The sequence below is a fragment of the Mesorhizobium norvegicum genome (assembly GCF_004919685.1).
Lineage (GTDB): Bacteria > Pseudomonadota > Alphaproteobacteria > Rhizobiales > Rhizobiaceae > Mesorhizobium > Mesorhizobium norvegicum.
Genome location: NZ_SMYZ01000110.1, coordinates 1 through 21,682 on the forward strand (window position 1 = coordinate 1; position 21,682 = coordinate 21,682).

The window sequence follows — 21,682 nt, forward strand, 5'->3', positions numbered from 1 at the left end:
GAATCTCAACAAGCCTTAGCTGAAGTTTCCGTCAGGTCGTCTTCGTGGTGGCGCACGGAACCGGGACGCCTCTTATTTCCCGAGCACGAGGCTCCAGTAGCGGAGGTTGCCGTCGCTGCCGTCGCGCATATAGGCAAGGCCGAAGCGGGTGAAGCGCGGGTCGAGCATGTTGCGGCGATGGCCGGGCGAATGCACCCAGATGTCGAACAGCTTCTGAAGGTCGAAACGGCCCTCGGCGATGTTCTCGGCGGCTGCTCCCGCAATGCCATTGCCCTTGACGCGCGAGGCGAAATCCTTGCCCCAGCCGGTGGTGTGGCTCATGCGGCGGCGCTGCGCCATGTAGCCGGCCTGCTGCAGGGCGGCCTGCTCGAGCTGCCGGTCGGGGACCAGCGGCGCAAGCCCGGCCGAGGCGCGGATGCTGGCCAGTGTGCCGGTGGCGGATGAGGAGACCCCGGCACCTTCGCCGGTCGGCAGCGAAACGGTACTACAGGCGGCGAGACCGGCCAGCGCGACGAGGCCGGTCAGCACCATGCGCCTGTTCAGATTCGGGATCGGGTGGTTTTCGATTTTCGCAATGGTCATGCCCACCTGAGATAGTGGCGATCATGGCTTTTGCCGGGCAGGGCGGCGAAAATTCCGGTCTAACCGGCGCTTTAGGCGGCGGTGTCGAGATTTACGTCCGAAGTCGGGGAACGGCCCGTCCGGTCGTCTTCGGTCCGTTCCCACCACGAGCCCAGCGCGTCGATGAGCGGTACAAGCCTGCGACCCGGCGCGGTGAGATCGTAGTCGACCCGCAGCGGATAGCCCTCGCGGGCCGTTCGCCGCACGATACCGGCGTCCTCCAGCTTGCGCAGTTCCAGCGACAGAATGCGGTGCGACACCGTCGGGTTGTCGCGCCTCAGCTCGCTAAACCGCTTGGTCCCGTCCTTCAGATAATAGAGCAGCAGTGTGGGCCAGCGACCGCTGAGCACGCGCATGGTCTCTTCGATCGGGCAGCGTGAGACGACGTCTTTCATGGGCGGGTCCTGGTTACAGAATTGTGCGTAATTTACATGGGGCGACCAGAGTTTAGGGTCAAGTTTCGCTGCGCGGCGTGATCCCTTCAATCATGGAAGAAAACAAATGGAACCTATCCTCCTTTACGGCTTCCCGGCGGGAAGCTCGATGGGGCTCGTCGCTGCCTTTGAACGCGTCGGCCAACCCTATCGCCTGTGCCGCGTCGATATGCTCACCGAGATGAAGAACGACGCCTACGCCAGCATCAACGGCCGTCTGGAAACGCCGGTTTTGATCACCGACGAAGGCACGGTGCTCACCGAGACCATGGCCATCGCCGCGTGGCTCGAAGCCCGCGACACGCAACGTCGCATCAGTTTCGACCCGCGCACGCCGCAATCCGACCGCATGCACCAGTTGATGGCCTTCGTGAACACCGGTTTCACCGCCGCTTTCAGCCCGCTCTGGGTGGCATTGGAAATGGCGGCGGCTGAACCGGCGCTGAAGGCGACCTTGCGCGACTTCGGCCGCAAGGCCGTTGCCGAACGCCACGACCGTCTTGAGGAGATGATCGTCGATACGGATTTCCTGGTCGGCGATCGGCTGACGCTGGCGGATACAACGCTGATTGGTGTGGCCCGCTGGGCAGAGTTCCACCAGGCGGTCGACGGCGCTGCCTATCCCAAGCTGGCCGGGTTGCGCCGCCGCATCGAAGCTGATCCGGTCGTGCGATATGCCCTGGCTGTCGAGGATGGCGAACAGCCCGCCGGTTCGGGCGCCTGCCTTGGCCACGTCCCTCTGGCCGATGTGATCGATCGCTTCGCGGCACCGGCGCAACCGTAGCGATGCTCATTTTCAACTGCCTTTGTGAAAGGCACTTATCTGCCGGAGTGCGGTTGCCGCACTCCGGCGTTGTTGAACGCGACCGCCATTCTTCTCAACGCTACCGCCGGCGCCTCCGGACGTCAGGTCAAACGTTGGGAGCCGTCTCTCATTTCACGAGGGTGATCATTCGGTCAGCATACATTGCGCGATTTCCAAGCGCAGCCGCGCAGTCCGACGCGACGGACGAGTTTCCGGTCATCTGCACCGTATTGCCGACAAGCCTGAGACAGTCGCCCTGGGCGCTCATATCAGAGTTGCCGGCGTAGGAAATGGGCGCGTTCGGCGCGTAGATGAAACCGCTGAGCACGGAATTTGCGCCGCCATTCAACGTCAGGGCAGACGTATTGCCGCGATCCTGGAAAATGGTGATACCAGCATAAGGGCCGCTGGTGGGCGGGGAAAGGTTCACCTTCTCATTGGCATTTATGTAGATCTGAGCGCTTTCCATGAGGAATATGGTCACGCCCTGGCCAGTCAGGCTGCCGTTTCCCCCTGGCTTTATGGTGGTGCCGCGCATGATGTAGACGCCCGGATTAAGCGTGATGTTCCCCGACAATGTCTTGTCGCAATAAGTGCCGGGCGACAGCGTGTAGGTTTTGCCGTTCGGGACCGGCAAACACAATGTGTAAGGGGGAGGAATGACGTCGGCCAGTGGATCAAAGGACGCGTACCGATGTTCGTGCGGCGTTCCGCAGGCGAGACTGGCGCTGGGTGGCAACAGCCCGCTGGTGCCGCCGACGGTTGAGACACAGCCCGCCGAAACCAGTGCGGAGCCGCCTCTATTGACAGAATCGGACGCGTCCGAGTTCGCCGCGATCACGCAATTGGCCATCGAGACGTTGGTCGAGCCCTGCAGGTTCACGGCGGCGGACGCATGCTGATCGAGCGCCAGCACGCAGGCCTGCGCGCCAGGCTTTATCTTGACCGAGGCCGAGCGGGAGGCCTGCCAGGGGGCCGAGTCGCCGATGAAGCTTGGGCGGCTTATGCTGGACGACAGCGAGACAAAGTAGGCGCTTGGGCTGCCGCTGGCCGTTGCCGCGAAAGCGGAGACGCTGCCCGAATATTCCTGCGGGTCGGCCGCGCTCATATTGGCGGCGAAGAATTGCAGCCCAAGCTGCTGAACATCGCCAGCCGCCATATCGGGAGAGAACTTCGTGCCGATGGCGAGCCCCGCCGCGTCCAGCGAGTTCTGTAGTTGCGAGGCGTCATGGCTCGTGCCGATCAGATCAACGGCGCCGGCCAAACCAATCATTATCGGCAGCATCGCCATGGCGGTCGTTATGGCAAAGTTGCCGCGCTCCGAAGACCAGAAGCCTTTCAATGCGAACATAGTCCCTCGCCAAAACTCGTAAAGCTCAGGTGATACGCCAGGGGTCTCTACGAGCCATTTAAGGAAATGCTAAAATACGTAAATGCTAAAATGCAGCACAATGGTTGGCCAAAACGAAAGCCTGCCAAGGCACGGCCATATGAGAGGCGATACGGAGAGATGAGCACAACGAGGAGCTGCTGCTCCCCAGGCCATTGACGCGGCGACAATCGCCGCCAACTCTGCTATCGTGCCTCTCGTTCTTGAAGTGGCAGCTCCGGGCGGCCATCCTGGCGGTGACCGCCCCGACACACGGGAGGAAGGTTATGGCCGGCTTTCATGTCATGGCGGACGCACGCGGAATGCATGTGCAGCCCACGGTGCGCCGCATCACCACGTCGGACCTTTGGGATGCGCTGCGCCTCGGTGCCGAGGATTTCTGGGCAAAACCCTCGCACTACGTGTTCCTGTGCCTGATCTATCCTATCGTTGGCCTGATCCTGACGCGGTGGACGTCTGGCGCCAATGCCATCCAGCTCATCTACCCCCTGATGTCGGGTTTCGCGCTGGTTGGGCCGTTTGCCGCGATCGGCCTTTACGAGATCAGCCGCCGGCGCGAACTCGGCATGAACACCTCCTGGCGGCATGCACTCGATGTGCGCCGCTCGCCGGCGGTTCCGTCGATCGTGGTGATCGGCATCATGCTGGTCGCGCTGTTCCTGTTGTGGCTGTACACCGCGCAGTCGATCTACACCGGCCTGTTCGGCGATCAGCCTCCGGTATCGATCGGCAGCTTCGTCCGCGAGGTGCTGACGACCGGCAAGGGCTGGACGCTGATCCTCGCCGGCAATGCCGCGGGCTTTGTCTTCGCCGTGGTCGTGCTGGCCACCACCGTGATTGCCTTCCCGCTGCTGCTCGACCGGGACGTCGGCGCCGTTTCGGCGATCGAGACCTCGGCCCGGGCGGTGATGGCCAACCCGCTGCAGATGGCGCTGTGGGGGCTGCTGGTCGCCGTGCTTCTGGTGATCGGCTCGATCCCGCTGTTTGCCGGGCTCGCCGTGGTCATGCCGGTGCTCGGCCATGCCACCTGGCATCTCTACCGCAAGGTGGTCGAACCGGAACGGGCACAGCAGATAAGGCGGCCGATGTAGGCAAGCGATCTCAGCGCTGCGCGTCGGTGGCCATCTTCAGCGCCAGCGCCGCCAGCACGGTGCCCATCATCCAGCGCTGGATGACCAGCCACAATGGCCGTCCGGCGAGGAAGGTGGCGATCGAACCGGCCGTCACCGCGATGATGGCATTGACGCTGAGGCTGATCATGATCTGCGTGGCGCCCAGCACCAGAAGCTGCGACAGGACATGGCCTTTGCCCAGGCTGATGAACTGCGGCAGCAGCGACAGATAGAGCACGGCCACCTTCGGATTGAGCAGATTGGTCATCAGGCCCATTGCGAACAGCTTGCGCGGCCGGTCCCTCGGCAACTCGCGCACCTGGAATGGCGAACGCCCGCCCGGCTTCACCGCCTGCCAGGCCAGCCACAGGAGATAGAGCACACCGGCAAAGCGCAGCGCATCATAGGCATAGGGCACGGCGAGCAGCAGCGCGGTGATGCCGAAGGCCGCCGCCAGCACATAGAAGAGAAAGCCGAGTGTCACGCCACCAAGCGAGATCAGTCCGGCCTTCGGCCCTTGCGACAGGGACCGCGAGATCAGATAGATCATGTTGGGGCCAGGCGTCAGCACCATGCCGAGGCAGACCAGGGCGAAGGCGAGATGATTGGCGGTTTCGGGCATGGAGGCGTCTCCTGGAAGCGGAGACGATACTCACCATGCGCTTTGGCGCACCGCAAGAGCATCACGACGGGAGCCTTTGCGCCAGTGTCGAGAACTGGCGAAGGCAATGAAGCGCTAATCTCCCCCCTTGCGGGGGAGATGCCCGGCAGGGCAGAGGGGGGTGTGAAGGAACGCAACCTCAATGCGATCCATCTCCGACCAGAACCTTGAGGCATGCGCGCCAATTGGCTGACAGGCCGGCGGGACAGCACCCCCCTNNGGGGGAGATTGGCAGTTCCAGCGCTTCAGCCGACCACGCGCAGGTTCGACAATTCGTTGCCGATTTCCTTGAAGTCGTTCGACAAGGTGGCGCCGGTGGCGTTCCAGAACAGTTTCGCCGGCTTGCTCGGGTCCGTCGGATCCTTGCGGAAACGCGAGTTCGACGAGCAGGCTTTCAGCGCGTCGATCGCCTGCTTGTCGGCCGTCTTGGTCGTGGACAGGTCGAGCGCCACCGTCATCACCATGATGTTGGCCGCCTTGGCGTTGTTGCAAAGCGTCGCCATCTGCTCGTTGAGCGCATTCGTATAATTGCCGTTCGAATAGTCGAACTGGCCGATGGCGCTCGACGTACCCAGAAACAGGCGACCGACCGAGGTGCCGTTGTAGCCGGGCTGGAGATAGCCAAAGGACGCATAAGTCGACTTCGAATCGGCGGGATCGGAATAACCCAGCGATGAGGGCGTGTAGTAGGTGTTGGCGCCATCGGTCAGCACGATCACGACCTTGTCGTTGCCTCTCTCGGTTTCCGGGCGCCCTTGCGTGAACGGCTCGCCGCTCGAAACCACCCGCCAGCCCCAGGCCATGCCCTCGGGAACATTGGTGCCGCCATCCGGCTGCATCAGGTCGATCGCGGCCTTGATCGCGGTAAGCCCATCGGTGACGCTGACGTCGGTCAGTGGCGTGATCGGGTTGGTGGAGCAGCTGTAGTTCGGGCCATTGCCGGCCGGCAGCGCCGGCGCATTGATCGGCCGCGGCTGGAAATATTTGGCCATGTTGCGCAGCCGGGATTGGCCGGTGCTGCTCGTCGGGTCGTCATTCCACCAGCTGTTGACGGCGCCATAGGTCGTCGGCTCGGCCTCGTCGGGGTCCTGGGTGAGCCTCCAATGATTGCCGGGTTCGTCCGGGGCGAACATCGGCACGAACATCGTTGCCGGATCGCCAACCCCTATGCCGGTGTTCGCCGAGCCGCCGGACGGCGCGGCATCGTTGACATTGTAGGGATAGGGCCGGGTCTCGACGCAACCCTGCCAACTGGCGAATGGGCCGTAGGAATCGATGTAGTCATATTCGTCGTGGTTTCGTTTGCAGGTGTTGTTCGAGTTGTACTCGTCGCAAACCACACGCTTGCTGTTGGTGACACGCTCATGGTTGGTGACGACCTTCATATCGCGGTAGAGCGAGAACCGGGTCAGCATCTGGCCCTCGTCGGCACCCCATCCCGAACCGCGCTTGTACCAGATGCCGTTGGTCTGCTGGGCGTATTTGGTGGCCGTGTTCAGCGTCGACCAGTCGAAATTCTCGTTCGATACCGGCGACAGGCCTTCGGCGTCCATCCAGGACGCGTTGCCGTTGCCGGGACCGACATTGACCGCTGCGGCGAACGGCACGAGGCCGAACTGCACCGGTCTGTCGACCTGCTTGATCATGGCCGCCTGCAGGGCCAGCGTGTCGACCAGCTGTTTGGCCGCGGTCTTGAGAAGGGCGATGCGCGTTTGTCCCGAGCCCGTTCCGGTCTTGGTCATCGATCCGGAATTGTCGAGCACCAGGGCAACTTCCAGAGTGTTCTTCAACCGCACTTCCGAAGTGACGTTGAAGCTGATCTTCTGGTTTGCGTCGGTTGCGGATTTGCCGATCATCTGGCCGAAGACCGGATAGAAATAGGGCTTGTAGTCAAGCCGCGCGCTCATCTTGAGCAAGCCTCCGCCAGCGGTGTTGCTTGGCAAGGTGACGCTGAGCGTCGTGTTGGCGGGATCGACCTTGTTGAGGTTGGCAATGAAGAAGTCGAGCGCATAGGCTCTCAACTGGTCGTCGGTAGCACCTTCCGTCAGCCGGCGCGCCGTGGCGAAGTTGGCGGCATCGAGCGCATTCAAGACCGTCTGTTTTTCACGGCTCATCTCGGTGAAATCGACCGCCATCGCCAAGCCGCCCATCAGCGGAACCATCGTAATGACTGTCATAAGAGCATAGTTGCCGCGCCTGTCGCGGCAGAACTGACGCCAAAGTTCATGCATGTCTTGCAGCGGCCCCCGCCGGCGGATTCTCGGTCGACGCCAGCTTTCCACAAAACGCTGAAGGCCGCGTTTGGGAAATCGCTCGATTGCCGGGTCAGCACTTCACCGACCGCTAACCAATGGGCACCCTTGCTGACGCTGCGCAGATGCCCGGCGAAAGCTGGTGACAGGCCGGAGCGGTTCGGCTAATCCGAACCGGCTGCGGCGAACCGTCGGTCGTGGCGCTCGTAATGATCATGACTGAAGGAAACGGCATGGCGGATTCGCCTGAAATCATCGGCTCGCTCGAAGACGTGGCGAAAGCCTATTCGGCAATCCTGTGCGATGTCTGGGGCGTGGTCCACAATGGTGAAAGGCATTTCCCTGTGGCGGCCTCGGCGCTGGCAAGGGCTCGAGAGGCGGAAATCCCCGTCGTCCTGATCACCAATTCGCCGCGCCGAAGTGCCGATGTCGTGGCGCAGATGAACGCGATCGGTGTTCCACCGTCAGCCTACGACCGGGTGGTCACCTCAGGCGACGTGACCCGGGATCTGATCGCCGAAGGTCCGCGCAAGATTTTCCATATCGGCGCCGACCGCGATTTCACGCTCTATGACGGTCTCGACGTCGAGCTTGTCGAGGAGTTCGAGGCGTCCGGCGTCGTCTGCACCGGCCTGTTCGATGACGAGGTCGAGAAGCCCGAGGATTACACCGAGCTTCTGCGGCGGCTGCGCGCCAGGAACCTGCCTTTCATCTGCGCAAATCCCGACATCGTGGTCGAGCGTGGCGAACGCATCATCTGGTGTGCCGGTGCATTGGCACGCGATTATGCCCAGCTCGGTGGCCGCACATTGATCGCCGGAAAACCTTACGCGCCGATCTATGACCTCGCGATGAAGGAGGTTGCCGAGATTCTTGGCCGGCCGGTCGAGCGCGGCCAGGTGCTGGCCATCGGCGACGGCATGATGACCGATGTGAAGGGCGCCGCCGACAATGGCTTCGATGTTCTCTATGTCTCCGGCGGTATCCATGCCCGCGACTATGGCGATGCACTGCAACCGGATCCGGCAAGGCTGGCGACCTTCCTGGAAAAGCATGGGTATCGTCCGGTGGCCGTCATTCCCAGACTGCGGTAGGTGACGATGGCAGCCTTCCAGCGCATTCTGGCAACCGCGCCGCTGCCCGCAGACCTGCGCGGCGGCGTGGTGGCGATCGGCAATTTCGATGGTGTCCATCGCGGCCATCAGGCGGTGCTCGAGCGGGCCTCGGCCGAGGCCGGACGGCGCGGAGTGCCGGCCCTGGTGCTGACATTCGAACCGCATCCGCGCAAGATCTTCAGGCCTGATATCCCGTTGTTCGTGCTGACGCCGCCGCCGATGAAGGCGCGGCTCCTGTCGCTGCTGGGCTTTGCCGCGCTCGTCGAGCAGCCGTTCACGCGCGACTTCGCCTCGCTGTCGGCGGAAGCATTCGTGACGGATGTGCTGGAAAGGAACCTTGGCATTACCCACGCCGTGACCGGGTTCGATTTCCATTTCGGCAAGGATCGTCAAGGCGGCCCGGCCTACCTGATGGCGGCCGGCGAGCGTCACGGCTTCGGCGTCACGCTCGTCGACGCCTTCCGCGACGAGGGCGCCGAGGTGGTGTCGTCCAGCCGCATCCGCGGGTTGCTGAGCCAGGGCGAGGTGGCCGAGGCCGCCGGACTGCTCGGCTATCGCTTCACCGTCGAAAGCGAGGTGGTCGGCGGACAGCAGCTCGGCCGCACGCTCGGCTTTCCGACCGCCAACATGAGGCTGTCGCCCGAAGCGACTCTGAAGGAAGGGATTTATGCCGTCCGCTTCCGCCGCGCCGACGGCACGCTTCACGACGGTGTCGCCAGCTTCGGCCGCCGCCCGACCGTCGACGACAATGGCGCGCCGCTTCTGGAAACCTTCGTCTTTGATTTCTCCGGCGACCTCTATGGCGAGATCTGCCAGGTTTCCTTCTTCGGTTTCCTGCGCCCGGAGGTGAAGTTCGAAGGGCTCGATGCACTGGTCGCGCAGATGAAGCGCGATGAAGCCGAGGCACGCGCGCTGCTTGCCGGCGTCAAGCCGCTCTCCGACCTCGACGCGGCCATGGCTTTTTGAATCCAGGCGTGATCCCGGTTACTTCTTCAGCGCCAGGCCGACGGCGATGAAGGTCCAGCCCTGGAAGATCAGGTCGATCGCCAGAAACAGTCCGAGCACCCACAGGCTGTTGACCGGCCAGCCCATGGCGATGATCAGGCCGGCAAGGGCGCTGATGACACCGGCCGCGACGACCCAACCCCAGCCGCGTTCCGGCCGGTGGCTGTAGCCGACCCAGGCCCTGAGCACACCCGACGCGACCAGCGCGATCGCCAGCAGGAACGTCAATACCGTTGAAGCAAGCAGCGGATTGTCGAAAGCGAAGAAGCCGGCAACGGCGTAGAGCAATCCGCTGAGCAGCCAGTAGAAGAAGCGGCTCCAGGTCTTGACGCCGAACGCATGCACGATCTCGATGATGCCGGCCATCAGCATCAGCCATCCCACGACATAGACAGAAGCCACCGTGGCGATGAACAGATTGCCGAAGGCAATGCCGCCGAAGATGAGCAGCAGCACGCCGAGCGCGACAAACCACCCCCATTTTGTCCGTGTCTGTTCGATCGCGATTTTCAAGGCGTCGCCGTGCAGGGTCATTGTCGCCGTCTCCATCAAGGGCCGCGGGATACTGCCGGATGGAAGTTAGTCCCGGCGCCGGCCAACGTCCAGTCGATGACCGGCAGCGGGATTGCAGCAAACCGCGCGCGGATGTCTCGGATTTAAATCAAATTTTACCAAACGGCCGTCAAAGCTGTCGTCGGTGATCGTGTGTGTTGTGTTAGTGGAGTGGCCATGAGTCCGGTCGGAAGAATCTCTCTGGTGTTGGCCGCAGCAGTGCTGGGTGGCGTGGGCGCTGCCAATGCAGGCGAGGGCAGCTGGCTGTCCGGCGACTGGTATCTGACCGTTGGCGCCACTGGCATGGTGGCGCCGAATTTCGAGGGCGGCAAGAAGTATCTGCTCAGCGCCTCGCCGATCATTTCGCTGGGCAAGGCCGGACCGGCGGCACGCTTTGTCTCGCGCAACGACAACATCTCGCTGGCGCTGGTCGATGATGGCGGTGTCCGCGCTGGCCTGACCGGCAAGTTCCTGTTTTCCCGTGACGATGGCAACGCCGATGAGCTGAAGGGCCTCGATCCGGTGCGCTGGGGCGGCGAAGTCGGCGGCTTCTTCGAATTCTATCCGACCGATTGGCTGCGCGCCCGCGCCGAGCTTCGCCACGGCATTCGCGCTCACAACGGCTTTGTCGCCGACATCGCTGCCGACGCCTTCTACGATGTGACGCCAACCGTACGGATTTCGGGCGGACCGCGTGTTTCCTTCGCCTCGGCCAACTATTTCGACGCCTATTATGGCGTCGACGCGCAGGAAGCCGTGGCCTCGGGCTTGAGCGAATATCATCCCGGTGGCGGGCTGAAGTCGACCGGCCTCGGCGGCGCCATAACCTGGAAGGTGACCGAGCCGATGACCGCCAGCCTGTTTGGCGAATATTCGCGCCTGATGGGACCGGCGGCCGATTCCAGTCTGGTCAAGGAACGCGGCGACCGCAATCAGTTCACGATCGGCGTGTCGACCACCTATCGCTTCGATTTCACGATGTAAGTGAATCGAACGAGAGACGCTTTATTCCTGCGTCTTTCTCCGCTAAAAGCCCTGCCATGATGAGCTTTTCGCGCCTTCGCGCGCTGACGATACGAATTACAAGCCCGGTGTTCCGGGCGGCCTGAGCGCCGCCGGAGCCGCCGGGAATTTTGCGCGCGGCCTCTCGCGCTTTTTCCAAATCATCAGGCATGTCGCCCAAAAGTGGCCCCGGTTTTGGGAAAACGACATGCTCAAAAAGTATAGTTCAACGCCCGAGCCCCCTTTGCCGCCGGGCAATGCACATGGCAGACCAATGACCGACACCACTGATACGATCGACTACTCCAAGACGCTTTACCTGCCGCAGACGGATTTCCCGATGCGCGCCGGCTTGCCGGAGAAGGAGCCGCTGCTGGTCAAGCGCTGGCAGGACATGGACCTCTACCGCAAGCTGCGCGAGAGCGCGGCCGGCCGCACGAAATACGTGCTGCATGACGGCCCGCCCTACGCCAACGGCAACATCCATATCGGCCATGCGCTGAACAAGATCCTCAAGGACGTCATCACCCGCTCGTTCCAGATGCGCGGTTATGACTCGAACTACGTGCCCGGCTGGGACTGCCATGGCCTACCGATCGAATGGAAGATCGAGGAGCAGTACCGCGCCAAGGGCAAGAACAAGGACGAGGTGCCGGTCAACGAATTCCGCAAGGAATGCCGTGAGTTCGCCGCGCACTGGATCACGGTGCAGGGCGGTGAGTTCCAGCGACTCGGTGTCGTCGGCGACTTCAAGAATCCCTATACGACGATGGCTTTCCATGCCGAGGCGCGGATCGCCGGCGAGCTGCTGAAATTCGCCATGTCGGGCCAGCTCTATCGCGGCTCCAAGCCGGTGATGTGGAGCGTGGTCGAGCGCACGGCGCTGGCCGAGGCTGAGGTCGAGTACCAGGATTATGAGAGCGACACGATCTGGGCGAAGTTTCCGGTCGCCAGCCTGGTCCGTCCCATCGATGATGGCGGGACCAAACTGACGGAGGGAGCGCTCGACCTGCTGCAGGCTCACGTCGTCATCTGGACGACGACGCCCTGGACCATTCCAGGCAACCGCGCCGTCAACTATTCGCCGCGCATCAGCTACGGCCTCTACGAGGTCACGGCGGCCGAGAACGCGTTCGGTCCGCAGCCGGGCGAAAAGCTGATCTTTGCCGACGCACTGGCCGAAGACGCCTCGGCCAAGGCCAAGGTCACCTTGAATCGTCTCCGCAGCGTTTCGGCGCAAGAGCTTGGCAGCCTTACGCTTTCGCATCCGTTCAAGGGCTTTGGCGGCGGCTACGAATTTGCCGTTCCGATGCTCGCCGGCGACCATGTCACCGACGATGCCGGCACCGGCTTCGTCCACACCGCGCCCGGCCACGGCCGCGAGGACTTTGACGCCTGGATGGATGCGGCGGTGGATCTGCGCGCACGCGGCATCGACAGCGCCATCCCGTTCACCGTCGACGATGGCGGCTTCTTCACCAAGGACGCGCCGGGTTTCGGCCCGGACCGCGAGGGTGGACCAGCGCGCGTCATCGACGACAACGGCAAGAAGGGCAACGCCAACCAGGCGGTCATCGACGAGCTGATCAAGCGCAACGCGCTGTTCGCGCGGGGCCGGCTGAAGCACAGCTATCCGCATTCCTGGCGGTCCAAAAAACCGATCATCTTCCGCAACACGCCGCAATGGTTTGTCTACATGGACAAGGACCTCGGCGACGGCTCGACGTTGCGCAGCCGCGCGCTGAAGGCGATCGACGATACCCGTTTCGTGCCCGCTGCCGGCCAGAACCGCATCCGCGCCATGATCGAGGAGCGCCCGGACTGGGTGCTGTCGCGCCAGCGCGCCTGGGGCGTCCCGATCGCTGTGTTCGCCGATGCCGACGGCAATGTGCTGAAGGACGAGGCGGTCAACCAGCGCATCATGGACGCCTTCGAACAGGAGGGCGCCGACGCCTGGTTCGCCGCCGGCGCCAAGGAGCGTTTCCTCGGTAATCACGATGCTTCCAAATGGAAGCAGGTGATGGACATCCTCGACGTCTGGTTCGATTCGGGTTCGACGCACGCCTTCACGCTGGAGGATCGTCCTGACCTGAAATGGCCGGCCGACGTCTATCTCGAAGGCTCTGACCAGCATCGCGGCTGGTTCCATTCCTCGCTGCTGGAAAGCTGCGGCACCAGGGGCAGGGCGCCTTATGACACCGTCGTCACCCATGGCTTCACCATGGATGAGGATGGCCGCAAGATGTCGAAGTCGCTCGGCAACACCGTCGTGCCGCAGGACGTCATCAAGCAGTCGGGCGCCGACATCCTGCGTCTGTGGGTGGTGACGACCGACTACTGGGAGGACCAGCGGCTCGGCAAGAACGTGCTGCAGACCAACATCGACGCCTACCGCAAGCTGCGCAACACCATCCGCTGGATGCTGGGCACGCTTGCCCATGACGATGGCGAGGAGGTGCCGCTGGAAAAAATGCCGGAGTTGGAGCGGCTGATGCTGCACCGGCTGGCAGAGCTCGATGAAATCGTGCGCTCGGGCTACGACGCCTTCGAATTCAAGCGCATCACCCGCATGCTGCTCGATTTCATGGTGGTCGAGCTGTCGGCGTTCTATTTCGACATCCGCAAGGACGCGCTCTACTGCGACGCGCCGTCGAGCGTGAAACGCAAGGCTTCGGTGCAGGTGGTACGCCATCTCTTCAATTGCCTGGTGAAATGGCTGGCGCCGATGCTGCCCTTCACCATGGAGGAAGCCTGGCTCGATCATCATCCCGACGCCGTCTCGGTGCATCTCGACCAGTTCCCGCAAATCCCGGCGGACTGGAAGAACGAGGCGCTGGCGGAAAAGTGGCGCCAGGTGCGGCAGGTGCGGCGTGTCGTCACCGGCGCGCTGGAGATTGCGCGCGCCCAGAAGGTGATCGGGTCGTCGCTGGAAGCAGTGCCGGTCGTCACCATCAACGATGCGGCGCTCGAAGCGGCGATATCCGATGTCGACATGGCCGAGATGGCGATCACCAGCGATCTGGTGATCGCTCATGGCGAAGCGCCTGCGGGTGCCTTCACGCTTGACGACGTCAGGGGTGTCGCCGTGGTGGTCGAAAAGGCCGAGGACCGCGGCCTGGTGAAATGCGCGCGGTCCTGGCGCTACACCGCCGATGTCGGCCAGGATCCGGAATTCCCGGATGTTTCGGCGCGCGATGCGGCGGTGCTGCACGAATTGAAGGCGCTTGGCCGGCTTTGACAGGCCGGCCGGCCAGCTTGATCGGTGCACAAATGCCACGCCGGGCGGGCGAAAACCGCCCGCGCGTTGCCCTTAACGAGTGGTTGAGGTAAACACGCGAAACTCCGGAAGACAAATTGTCGCCGGATTTCCGTCGCAAGTGCTTGGACGATGGGGACCGGTCATGAGGCCGGTGGCAATCGAGAGGCTGTCTACAGTGGGACTTTTTGGCATGACCGAGAGATATAACGCGCGCCTCGCGCTGCTGGCGCCGCTTGTCGCATCGGGCCTGGCTTTGTCCGGCTGCATGGGCTCTCCGACCTATGGCACCGACAAGACCGCCGGTGAACAGCTGGCCGGCGATATTTCGGGCGCCTTTTCATTCGCGCCGAAGCGCAAGGAACAGATCGACTACAAGCCGCGCCCGACGCTGGTGAAGCCGGCGCCAGGCCAGAAGGAAGCGCTGCCGGCACCGCAGGACAGCATCGAGACGGCAAGCGCCGAATGGCCCGAATCGCCCGAGCAGCGCCGCGCCCGCCTGCGCGCCGACGCCACCGCCCACCAGAACGACCCGACTTACCAGTCGGAGATCGTCGAGGACGTGCAGACCGATCCGGCCTCGGTGAAGAGGGCACTGGCGGAATCGGGCTCGAGCCACCCGCCGGCGTGGACACCCGCCGATTCCGACAAAGGTCGCGCCGCCGAGATCCGGCGTCGTCTCGCCGATAGCAAGCAGGGCGATCCGAACACCCGCAAATATCTCAGCGAACCGCCGGTGCAGTATCGTGTCGCAGCCGGCACAGCGCCGCAGAATGAGCTTGGCGAGGACGAGTACAAGAAGGAACGCCGTCTCAAGAAAGAGGCGGAAGGCAAGAAGGGCAGCGGCTGGTTCGACTGGATGCCGTCCCTGTAAAAAACCGCCTCTTTGTTGTTTCTTGCCGAAGGGCGCCCGGTTCAGCCGCGCCGTTCCCGGAAAAATTCTTTGAGCAGCAGGGCCGCTTCGGTCTCGCCCATGCCCGGATAGATGTCGGGCGTGTGGTGGCAGGTCGGCGAGGCGAAGAAGCGTACGCCATTGACCACCGCACCGCCCTTGTCGTCGGCGGCGCCGAAATAGAGCCGGCGCAGCCGGGCGAAGGAAATGGCGCCGGCGCACATGGCGCAAGGCTCAAGCGTCACATAAAGATCATGGCCGGTGAGCCGCTCGGCTGACAGCTTGCGGCAGGCTTCGCGGATGACCAGCATCTCGGCATGCGCGGTCGGGTCGGCAAGTTCGCGGGTGCGGTTGCCGGCGCTGGCGACAACGCCATCGCCGTTGGCGATGACGGCGCCGACCGGCACTTCACCACGCAAGGCGGCAGCTTCGGCCTCCTTCAGCGCCAGCGCCATGAAATCGGGCCGCTTCACGCGATTTCCATTCCGATTATCTCCTCGCCACCCGGCGTTGATCCTGTTATTGAGCGCATCAACCCGAAAATCGGACTCGATTTTCGGAAATGATCATGCGCCAAATCAAAAGTGCTACAGCGTTCGTTGCGCGCCCGAAAGGATGCGCCACGCTTTAGCAGCGCAAACGGATAAAGGCCACATGGACGACAACGACAAGAAATTCCGACCCAAGAAGGGTCCGGCCAGGAGTGGCTCGAAAGCCGCGGGACCGCGCAGCCGTGATGGCGCCGCCGGCAAAGGCGGCAAGCCGTCCTTTGGCGCCAAGAAACCTTACGCACCGCGTGGCGATCGGCCGATGGCTGCCGATGGCGAGCGGCCGAAGCGCGACTTCAAGGGCGGCGACAAGCCATTCAGCAAGGGTCCGCGTCCCGAAGGCAAGCCTTTTGAGAAGCGTGAGGGGCCACGCAAGCCCTACGCACCGCGCGGCGATCGTCCGGTGGCCGCCGAGGGCGAGCGCAAGCCGTATGAGAAGCGCGAAGGCCCACGCAAGCCTTATGCACCGCGTGGCGACCGGCCAATGGCGGCCGAAGGCGAACGCAAGCCGTACGAGAAGCGTGAAGGGCCGCGCAAGCCCTATGCACCGCGCGGCGACCGGCCAATGGCGGCCGAAGGCGAGCGCAAGCCCTATGAGAAGCGCGAAGGGCCGCGCAAACCCTATGCACCGCGCGGCGACCGGCCAATGGCGGCCGAAGGCGAGCGCAAGCCCTATGAGAAGCGCGAAGGGCCGCGCAAACCTTATGCACCGCGCGGCGACCGGCCGGCTGCGGCGGCAGAGGGCGGCGAAAAGCGCTTCGACCGTCCCAAGCGTGATTTTAGCGACCGCGCGCCGCGCGATGCCGGCGATCGACCGAAGCGTGACTTCGCTGACCGCCCCAAGCGTGATTTCGGCGATCGCCCCAAGCGCGACTTTGGCGATCGGCCGCAAGGCGCGTCAGGCGGCAGCTTCAAGCCGCGCCCGCGTCCCGCCGAGGCTGCGGAAGAGGCAGGCGAACGCATCGCCAAGCGGCTGGCCCGCGCCGGCCTGGCCTCGCGCCGCGATGCCGAGGAGCTGATCGCCGCCGGTCGCGTCAAGGTCAATGGCCGCGCCCTGACCTCGCCGGCCTTCAACGTCATGCCTGATGACATCATCCATCTCGACGGCATGGAAATCCCGCCGATCGAGCGCACTCGCCTGTTCCTGTTCCACAAGCCGGCCGGCGTCGTCACCACCAACCGCGACCCTGAGGGTCGCAAGACCGTCTTCGACGTGCTGCCGGCTGAATTGCCGCGGCTGATGACCATCGGCCGGCTGGATATCAACACCGAAGGCCTGCTGCTGCTCACCAATGATGGCGGCCTGTCGCGCGTGCTCGAACTGCCGGCCACCGGCTGGCTGCGCCGCTACCGCGTGCGCGTCCACGGCAAGGTCGAGGAGAGCGCGCTTGCCGGCCTGCGTGAAGGCATTGCCGTCGACGGCGTGTTTTACGGCGCCATCGAAGCGACGCTCGACCGTGAGCAAGGCACCAATGCCTGGCTGACGATCGGCCTGCGCGAGGGCAAGAACCGCGAAGTCAGAAACATCCTCGGCTCGCTCGGCCTCGACGTGACGCGGCTGATCCGCATCTCCTACGGGCCGTTCCAGCTCGATGACCTCGCCGAGGGCCATGTGCTGGAGATCAAGGGCAGGGTGTTGCGCGACCAGCTTGGCGAGCGCCTCGTCGAGGAATCAGGCGCCAATTTCGACGCCGATGTCACCAAACCGTTTTCCAACAAGCCGGTGCGGCGCACCGAAATCCGCGAGCCGGAGCCGGAAAGGCCAAAGTTCACCCGTGACGGCGAGCGCCGTCCGATCGGCGAGGGCGGGTTGATCAAGAACCGCAAACGCCGCGAAGGCAGTCGCGACGAGGCGCTGGGCAAGCTGTCGACAAGTCCCGACAGAGGCACGGGGTCCGAGAAGAGCTTTGGCGAACGCGGTCCGCGTCCCGAACGCAGCTTCGGCGACAAACCCCGCGGCAATTTTGGCGACAAGCCCCGTGGCGGCTTCGGCGACAAACCGCGCGGTGCTTTTGGCGGAAAGCCGGGTGGCGGCAAGAAATCCGAGCGCGAGCAGCGGCCGATCGAGCCGCCCGGCCAGCGCAAGGCCAATGTCTGGATGGCGCCGGGCGCGCGGCCGATCGGCAAGGGCAGGGCGGAGGCCGACGCCGCCAAGGCGGCTGACGCCAAGGCGCGCAAGGCGTCGTTCAAGCCGTCCTATGGCAAACCCGCCGGTGCAAAACCATTCGGCAAGCCGAGAGGCGAGCGTCCGGGCGGCGCCGGCGGTGGGGACCGTCCGCGCAGTGGTCCCAGGGGCCCCAAGGCGAGATGAGGATCGTCGGCGGTGAGTTTCGCGGGCGTCCCTTGGCGACGCCTCGCTCGAGCGCCATCCGTCCGACGACCGATCGCACCCGCGAGGCCGTCTTCAACGTGCTGGCGCATCGCTTTGCCGAGCAATTGGACGGCGCGCGCGTGCTCGACCTGTTCGCCGGTACCGGCGCGCTTGGGCTCGAAGCGCTGTCGCGCGGCGCCTCCTACGGCGTCTTCATCGAGGAATCGGCGGAAGGTCGTGGCCTGATCCGCGACAATGTCGAGGCCTTCGGCCTGACCGGCCGCACCAAGATTTTCCGTCGCGATGCCACCGGCCTTGGCGAGGCCGGCACGTTGGCGCCGTTCGGCCTTGTCTTCGCCGACCCGCCCTATGGCAAGGGTCTTGGCGAGCGCGCCCTGCAGTCGGCGAAGGCCGGCGGCTGGCTTCGCCCCGGCGCGCTGTGCGTGGTCGAGGAGGCCGCGGTGGCGCCCTTCGAGCCAGGCCCCGGCTTTTCCGTGCTGGACGAACGCAACTATGGCGAGACCGTCATCCGCTTCATCGAGGCGGCCTGATACGCCTCGCATCCATAGCCGGGCATCCACAGCCGGCCTCTTTGCCGCCGCCTTTGCCGGCAACATGACCAACAATTCACTTTGCTTGTCGCCAACACCCTGCCTATCGTCCTGCCTAGAGCAATTCCAGGAAAAGTGTGAAGCGGTTTTCCGTCCGGAATTGCGTCAAAACAAAGAGATAGAGCGGTCAACGTTTCCGTGAAACGATGAACCGCTCTACGAAACCGGAGCCATTGATGACATCCAAGGCTGAATGGCTGCGCGCAACGCTGCTGGCGACCTCGTTGGCTTTTGTCATGACCGGCCCGGTGCTGGCCGACAGTTCCGTGCTGCCCAACACGACGCCGGACGCGTTCAAGGTCACGGATTTCCTGCTCGACAATGGCATGGAGGTCGTCGTCATTCCCGACCACCGCGCGCCGATCGTCACCCATATGGTGTGGTACAAGATCGGCAGCGCCGACGAGCCGCCCGGCAAATCGGGCATCGCGCATTTCTTCGAGCATCTGATGTTCAAGGCGACGACCCACCATGCGGCGGGCGAGTTCGACCGCGCCATCTCCGACATCGGCGGCTCCAACAACGCCTTCACCTCCTACGACTACACCGCCTTCCACGAGACGGTGGCGCCGTCCGCGCTCGAGCTGATGATGAGCTTCGAGGCCGACCGCATGCGCAACCTCATCCTCACCGACGATGTCATCAAGACCGAGCGCGACGTCATCCTCGAGGAGCGTCGCTCGCGCATCGACAACAATCCAGAGGCGGTTCTGGACGAGGAGGTGGATGCCACGCTGTGGCAGAACCAGCCCTATCGCATTCCCGTCATCGGCTGGATGCAGGAGATGCAGCAGCTGAACCGCACCGACGCGACCGCCTTCTATGACAAATACTACCGACCCAACAACGCCGTGCTGATCGTCGCCGGCGATGTCGACCCCGATACGGTGAAGGCGCTGGCCGAAAAGACCTATGGCAAGGTGGCGCGTGGCCCCGATCTGCCGCCCCGCATCCGACCGGTCGAACCGGAGCAGAACACCAAACGTACGGTCACGCTCGCCGATGCCCGCGTCAGCGTGCCGAGTTTTTCCACCCAGTGGGTGGTGCCGTCCTATCATTCGGGCAAGCCGGGCGAGGCGGAAGCGCTCGACCTGCTGGCGGAAATCCTCGGCGGCGGCAATCGCAGCCGGCTCTACCAGGCGCTCGTCGTCCAGCAAGGCATCGCTTCCAACGCGGGCGCCTATTTCCAGGGCACCATGCTCGACGACACCAATTTCACCGTCTATGGCGCGCCGCGCGGCGATGCCAAGCTCGCCGACATCGAAGCGGCGGTCGATGCGGAAGTGGCACGCATCGTCAGGGATGGCGTCACGGCAGACGAGTTGGACAGGGCCAAGGACCGCTATGTCAGGTCGATGATCTTTGCCCGTGACAAGCAGGATTCGATGGCCAACATCTACGGCTCGACGCTTGCCACCGGCGGCAATGTGCAGGACGTCCAGCAATGGCCGGACCGCATCCGCAAGGTCACGACAGACGAGGTCAAGGCCGTCGCCGCGCGCTATCTGGTGCTCGCCCGGTCGACGACCGGCTATCTCTTGCCGCAGCAACAGGCGGGGAATTGATGATGATGAACCAGCACCGCCATGTCTTCCCTTCTCCCACAAGGGGAGAAGGAAGAGCGCGCGCCGCTCTCGCAACCCTTTTCCTCTCCATCCTCTTCCTGGTCCTGCCCGCACTCACCGCGCGTGCCATGGACATCCAGTCTGTCACCTCGCCAAAGGGCATCACCGCTTGGCTGGTCGAGGACTATTCCGTGCCGATCGTTGCCATCCGCTTCGTCTTCGGCGGTGGCTCGACGCAGGATCCGCCGGGCAAGGAAGGGTTGGCCAACCTGATGACTGGCCTGTTCGACGAAGGCGCCGGCCCGCTCGACTCGGAAGGCTTCCAGATCAAGCTCGACGATGCTGGCGCCGAGATGAGCTTCGACGAGAGCCGCGACGGCATCTACGGCTCGATGCGCATGCTGGCCGAGCAGCGCGACGAGGCGTTCGACCTGTTGCGGCTGGCAGTCAACGAGCCGCGCTTCGACCAGGCGCCGATCGACCGTATCCGTTCCCAGATACTGTCCGGCATCATCGCCGGCGAGAACGATCCCGACACGGTCGCGCAGAACAAATGGGCGCGCGCCCTTTATGGCGACCATCCTTATTCCCGCTCCGACCAGGGCACCAAGGAAAGCATCGCCACCATCACGCCGGACGATCTGAAAGCCTTCCACAAGGCGATTTTCGCGCGCGGTGGCCTGCATGTCGCCGTGGTTGGCGCCATCGACCCAGAGACGCTGAAGAAGAAGCTCGACATGGTGTTCGGCAACCTGCCGCAAAATCAGGCGCTGAGGCCGGTGGCCGATATCGACCCGAAGCTGGCCCAGCATGTCGAGGTCGACTACGACCTGCCGCAGACCTCCCTGCAACTCGCCTATCCCGGCGTGAAGCGCAAGGCGGCGGATTTCTTTCCAGCCGTGCTGATGAACGAGATCCTCGGCGGCGGCACCTTCACCTCGCGCCTGTTCCAGGAGGTGCGCGAAAAGCGCGGGCTGGCCTACAGCGTCAACTCCTCACTGATCAACCAGGACCACGCCAACGCGCTGATCGTCAGCACCGGGACGCGGTCGGACCGGGCGGCCGAGACGCTGGGCATCCTCCGCGACGTGGTCAAGCAATTGGCCGAGCAAGGCCCGACCGAGGCGGAGCTGGCGGCAACCAAGAAATATCTGACCGGCGCCTATGCCATCAACAATCTGGACTCGTCGAGTTCCATCGCCGCGACTTTGGTCGAGCAGCAGCTCGACGATCTCGGCATCGACTACATGCAGCGCCGCGCCGGCTACATCAACGCGGTGACGCTCGATCAGGTCAAGGCGGCGGCGAAGAAGCTGCTGTCGGCCGAGCCGACCATCATGGTCATAGGACCGAAACTGGCCGGAGCCGGCAAGGGATGAGAGCCGGCTCGGATTTCTCTTTTCCAAGCGCCGGCGCCGCCCCTCATCGCCCTGCCGGGCACTTCTCCCCGTATAGGGACGGGGAGAAGGAGGCTGGCCGCAACCTCGGCGCCCTTTTTGCAACGCTGGTGATTGGCGAAACCGGCGAAGAGAGCGCCCCTCTCCCCGTCA

Annotated in this window: 19 protein-coding genes; 11 read left to right on the top strand and 8 right to left on the bottom strand. The window is 63.8% G+C overall.

Annotated elements, in window-relative coordinates; translation table 11 throughout:
- Positions 1–72: 72 nt before the first annotated feature.
- Entirely contained in the window at positions 73–582 is a 510-nt protein-coding gene (locus tag FCU66_RS35990; protein ID WP_136620963.1) for a CAP domain-containing protein, read from the bottom strand.
- A 71-nt stretch (positions 583–653) separates the two neighbouring features.
- A complete protein-coding gene (locus FCU66_RS35995) occupies positions 654–1,016 on the bottom strand; it encodes a winged helix-turn-helix transcriptional regulator (RefSeq protein ID WP_136620964.1) in 363 nt (120 codons plus the stop codon).
- A gap of 106 nt (positions 1,017–1,122) precedes the next feature.
- Here FCU66_RS35995 and FCU66_RS36000 point away from each other — a divergent pair, with 106 nt between their 5' ends.
- Complete coding sequence (locus FCU66_RS36000) at positions 1,123–1,839, top strand: glutathione S-transferase family protein (RefSeq protein WP_136620965.1); 717 nt, start codon at positions 1,123–1,125, stop codon at positions 1,837–1,839.
- A gap of 148 nt (positions 1,840–1,987) precedes the next feature.
- On the opposite strand, the gene FCU66_RS36005 is transcribed toward FCU66_RS36000, so the two are convergent.
- Positions 1,988–3,211, bottom strand: a complete 1,224-nt coding sequence (locus FCU66_RS36005; RefSeq protein ID WP_136620966.1) for a TadE/TadG family type IV pilus assembly protein — start codon at positions 3,209–3,211, stop codon at positions 1,988–1,990.
- 305 nt (positions 3,212–3,516) lie between these two features.
- Between FCU66_RS36005 and FCU66_RS36010 the strand changes: the two genes are divergently transcribed.
- Positions 3,517–4,341, top strand: a complete 825-nt coding sequence (locus FCU66_RS36010; protein WP_136620967.1) for a DUF2189 domain-containing protein — start codon at positions 3,517–3,519, stop codon at positions 4,339–4,341.
- Between the two features lie 10 nt (positions 4,342–4,351).
- Here FCU66_RS36010 and FCU66_RS36015 read toward each other — a convergent pair whose 3' ends face one another.
- Positions 4,352–4,984 (bottom strand): LysE family translocator, encoded by a 633-nt coding sequence (locus tag FCU66_RS36015; protein WP_136620968.1) that lies wholly within the window; start codon positions 4,982–4,984, stop codon positions 4,352–4,354.
- Positions 4,985–5,268: 284 nt separating this feature from the next.
- Positions 5,269–7,254 (bottom strand): TadE/TadG family type IV pilus assembly protein, encoded by a 1,986-nt coding sequence (locus FCU66_RS36020; protein ID WP_181956586.1) that lies wholly within the window; start codon positions 7,252–7,254, stop codon positions 5,269–5,271.
- Positions 7,255–7,508: 254 nt separating this feature from the next.
- On the opposite strand from FCU66_RS36020, the gene FCU66_RS36025 reads away from it, so the two are divergent.
- A complete protein-coding gene (locus FCU66_RS36025) occupies positions 7,509–8,369 on the top strand; it encodes a TIGR01459 family HAD-type hydrolase (protein ID WP_168992091.1) in 861 nt (286 codons plus the stop codon).
- Between the two features lie 6 nt (positions 8,370–8,375).
- On the top strand, positions 8,376–9,356 hold the full coding sequence (locus FCU66_RS36030) for a bifunctional riboflavin kinase/FAD synthetase (RefSeq protein WP_136620971.1): 981 nt from the start codon (positions 8,376–8,378) through the stop codon (positions 9,354–9,356).
- A gap of 18 nt (positions 9,357–9,374) precedes the next feature.
- On the opposite strand, the gene FCU66_RS36035 is transcribed toward FCU66_RS36030, so the two are convergent.
- Positions 9,375–9,929 carry an HdeD family acid-resistance protein gene (locus FCU66_RS36035; RefSeq protein WP_136620972.1) on the bottom strand — a complete coding sequence of 185 codons (555 nt, stop codon included), beginning with the start codon at positions 9,927–9,929 and terminating at the stop codon, positions 9,375–9,377.
- A 195-nt stretch (positions 9,930–10,124) separates the two neighbouring features.
- Here FCU66_RS36035 and FCU66_RS36040 point away from each other — a divergent pair, with 195 nt between their 5' ends.
- Positions 10,125–10,931: a MipA/OmpV family protein gene (locus FCU66_RS36040; protein ID WP_136620973.1), complete on the top strand. Its 807-nt coding sequence runs from the start codon at positions 10,125–10,127 to the stop codon at positions 10,929–10,931.
- On the opposite strand, the gene FCU66_RS36045 is transcribed toward FCU66_RS36040, so the two are convergent.
- Positions 10,921–11,130 carry a hypothetical protein gene (locus FCU66_RS36045; protein WP_136620974.1) on the bottom strand — a complete coding sequence of 70 codons (210 nt, stop codon included), beginning with the start codon at positions 11,128–11,130 and terminating at the stop codon, positions 10,921–10,923. The two genes, FCU66_RS36040 and FCU66_RS36045, sit on opposite strands and share 11 nt — an antisense overlap.
- Positions 11,131–11,223: 93 nt before the next feature.
- Between FCU66_RS36045 and ileS the strand changes: the two genes are divergently transcribed.
- Positions 11,224–14,187, top strand: coding sequence for an isoleucine--tRNA ligase (gene ileS / locus FCU66_RS36050; protein ID WP_136620975.1), 2,964 nt, complete (start codon positions 11,224–11,226; stop codon positions 14,185–14,187).
- 211 nt (positions 14,188–14,398) lie between these two features.
- A complete protein-coding gene (locus tag FCU66_RS36055) occupies positions 14,399–15,079 on the top strand; it encodes a hypothetical protein (protein WP_136620976.1) in 681 nt (226 codons plus the stop codon).
- 41 nt (positions 15,080–15,120) lie between these two features.
- On the opposite strand, the gene FCU66_RS36060 is transcribed toward FCU66_RS36055, so the two are convergent.
- On the bottom strand, positions 15,121–15,570 hold the full coding sequence (locus tag FCU66_RS36060) for a nucleoside deaminase (RefSeq protein WP_136620977.1): 450 nt from the start codon (positions 15,568–15,570) through the stop codon (positions 15,121–15,123).
- Positions 15,571–15,751: 181 nt separating this feature from the next.
- On the opposite strand from FCU66_RS36060, the gene FCU66_RS36065 reads away from it, so the two are divergent.
- The 4 genes from FCU66_RS36065 (at position 15,752) to FCU66_RS36080 (ending at position 21,511) form a co-directional block, all read left to right on the top strand.
- The gene (locus FCU66_RS36065; protein WP_136620978.1) at positions 15,752–17,956 is read left to right on the top strand and encodes a pseudouridine synthase; all 2,205 of its coding nucleotides are present in this window, start codon (positions 15,752–15,754) and stop codon (positions 17,954–17,956) included.
- A complete protein-coding gene (gene rsmD / locus FCU66_RS36070; protein ID WP_127381499.1) occupies positions 17,953–18,507 on the top strand; it encodes a 16S rRNA (guanine(966)-N(2))-methyltransferase RsmD in 555 nt (184 codons plus the stop codon). The genes FCU66_RS36065 and rsmD overlap by 4 nt, the downstream gene beginning before the upstream one ends.
- A 236-nt stretch (positions 18,508–18,743) precedes the next feature.
- Positions 18,744–20,132, top strand: coding sequence for a M16 family metallopeptidase (locus FCU66_RS36075; RefSeq protein WP_136620979.1), 1,389 nt, complete (start codon positions 18,744–18,746; stop codon positions 20,130–20,132).
- A gap of 2 nt (positions 20,133–20,134) precedes the next feature.
- Positions 20,135–21,511 (top strand): M16 family metallopeptidase, encoded by a 1,377-nt coding sequence (locus FCU66_RS36080; RefSeq protein ID WP_136620980.1) that lies wholly within the window; start codon positions 20,135–20,137, stop codon positions 21,509–21,511.
- Positions 21,512–21,682: the final 171 nt, after the last annotated feature.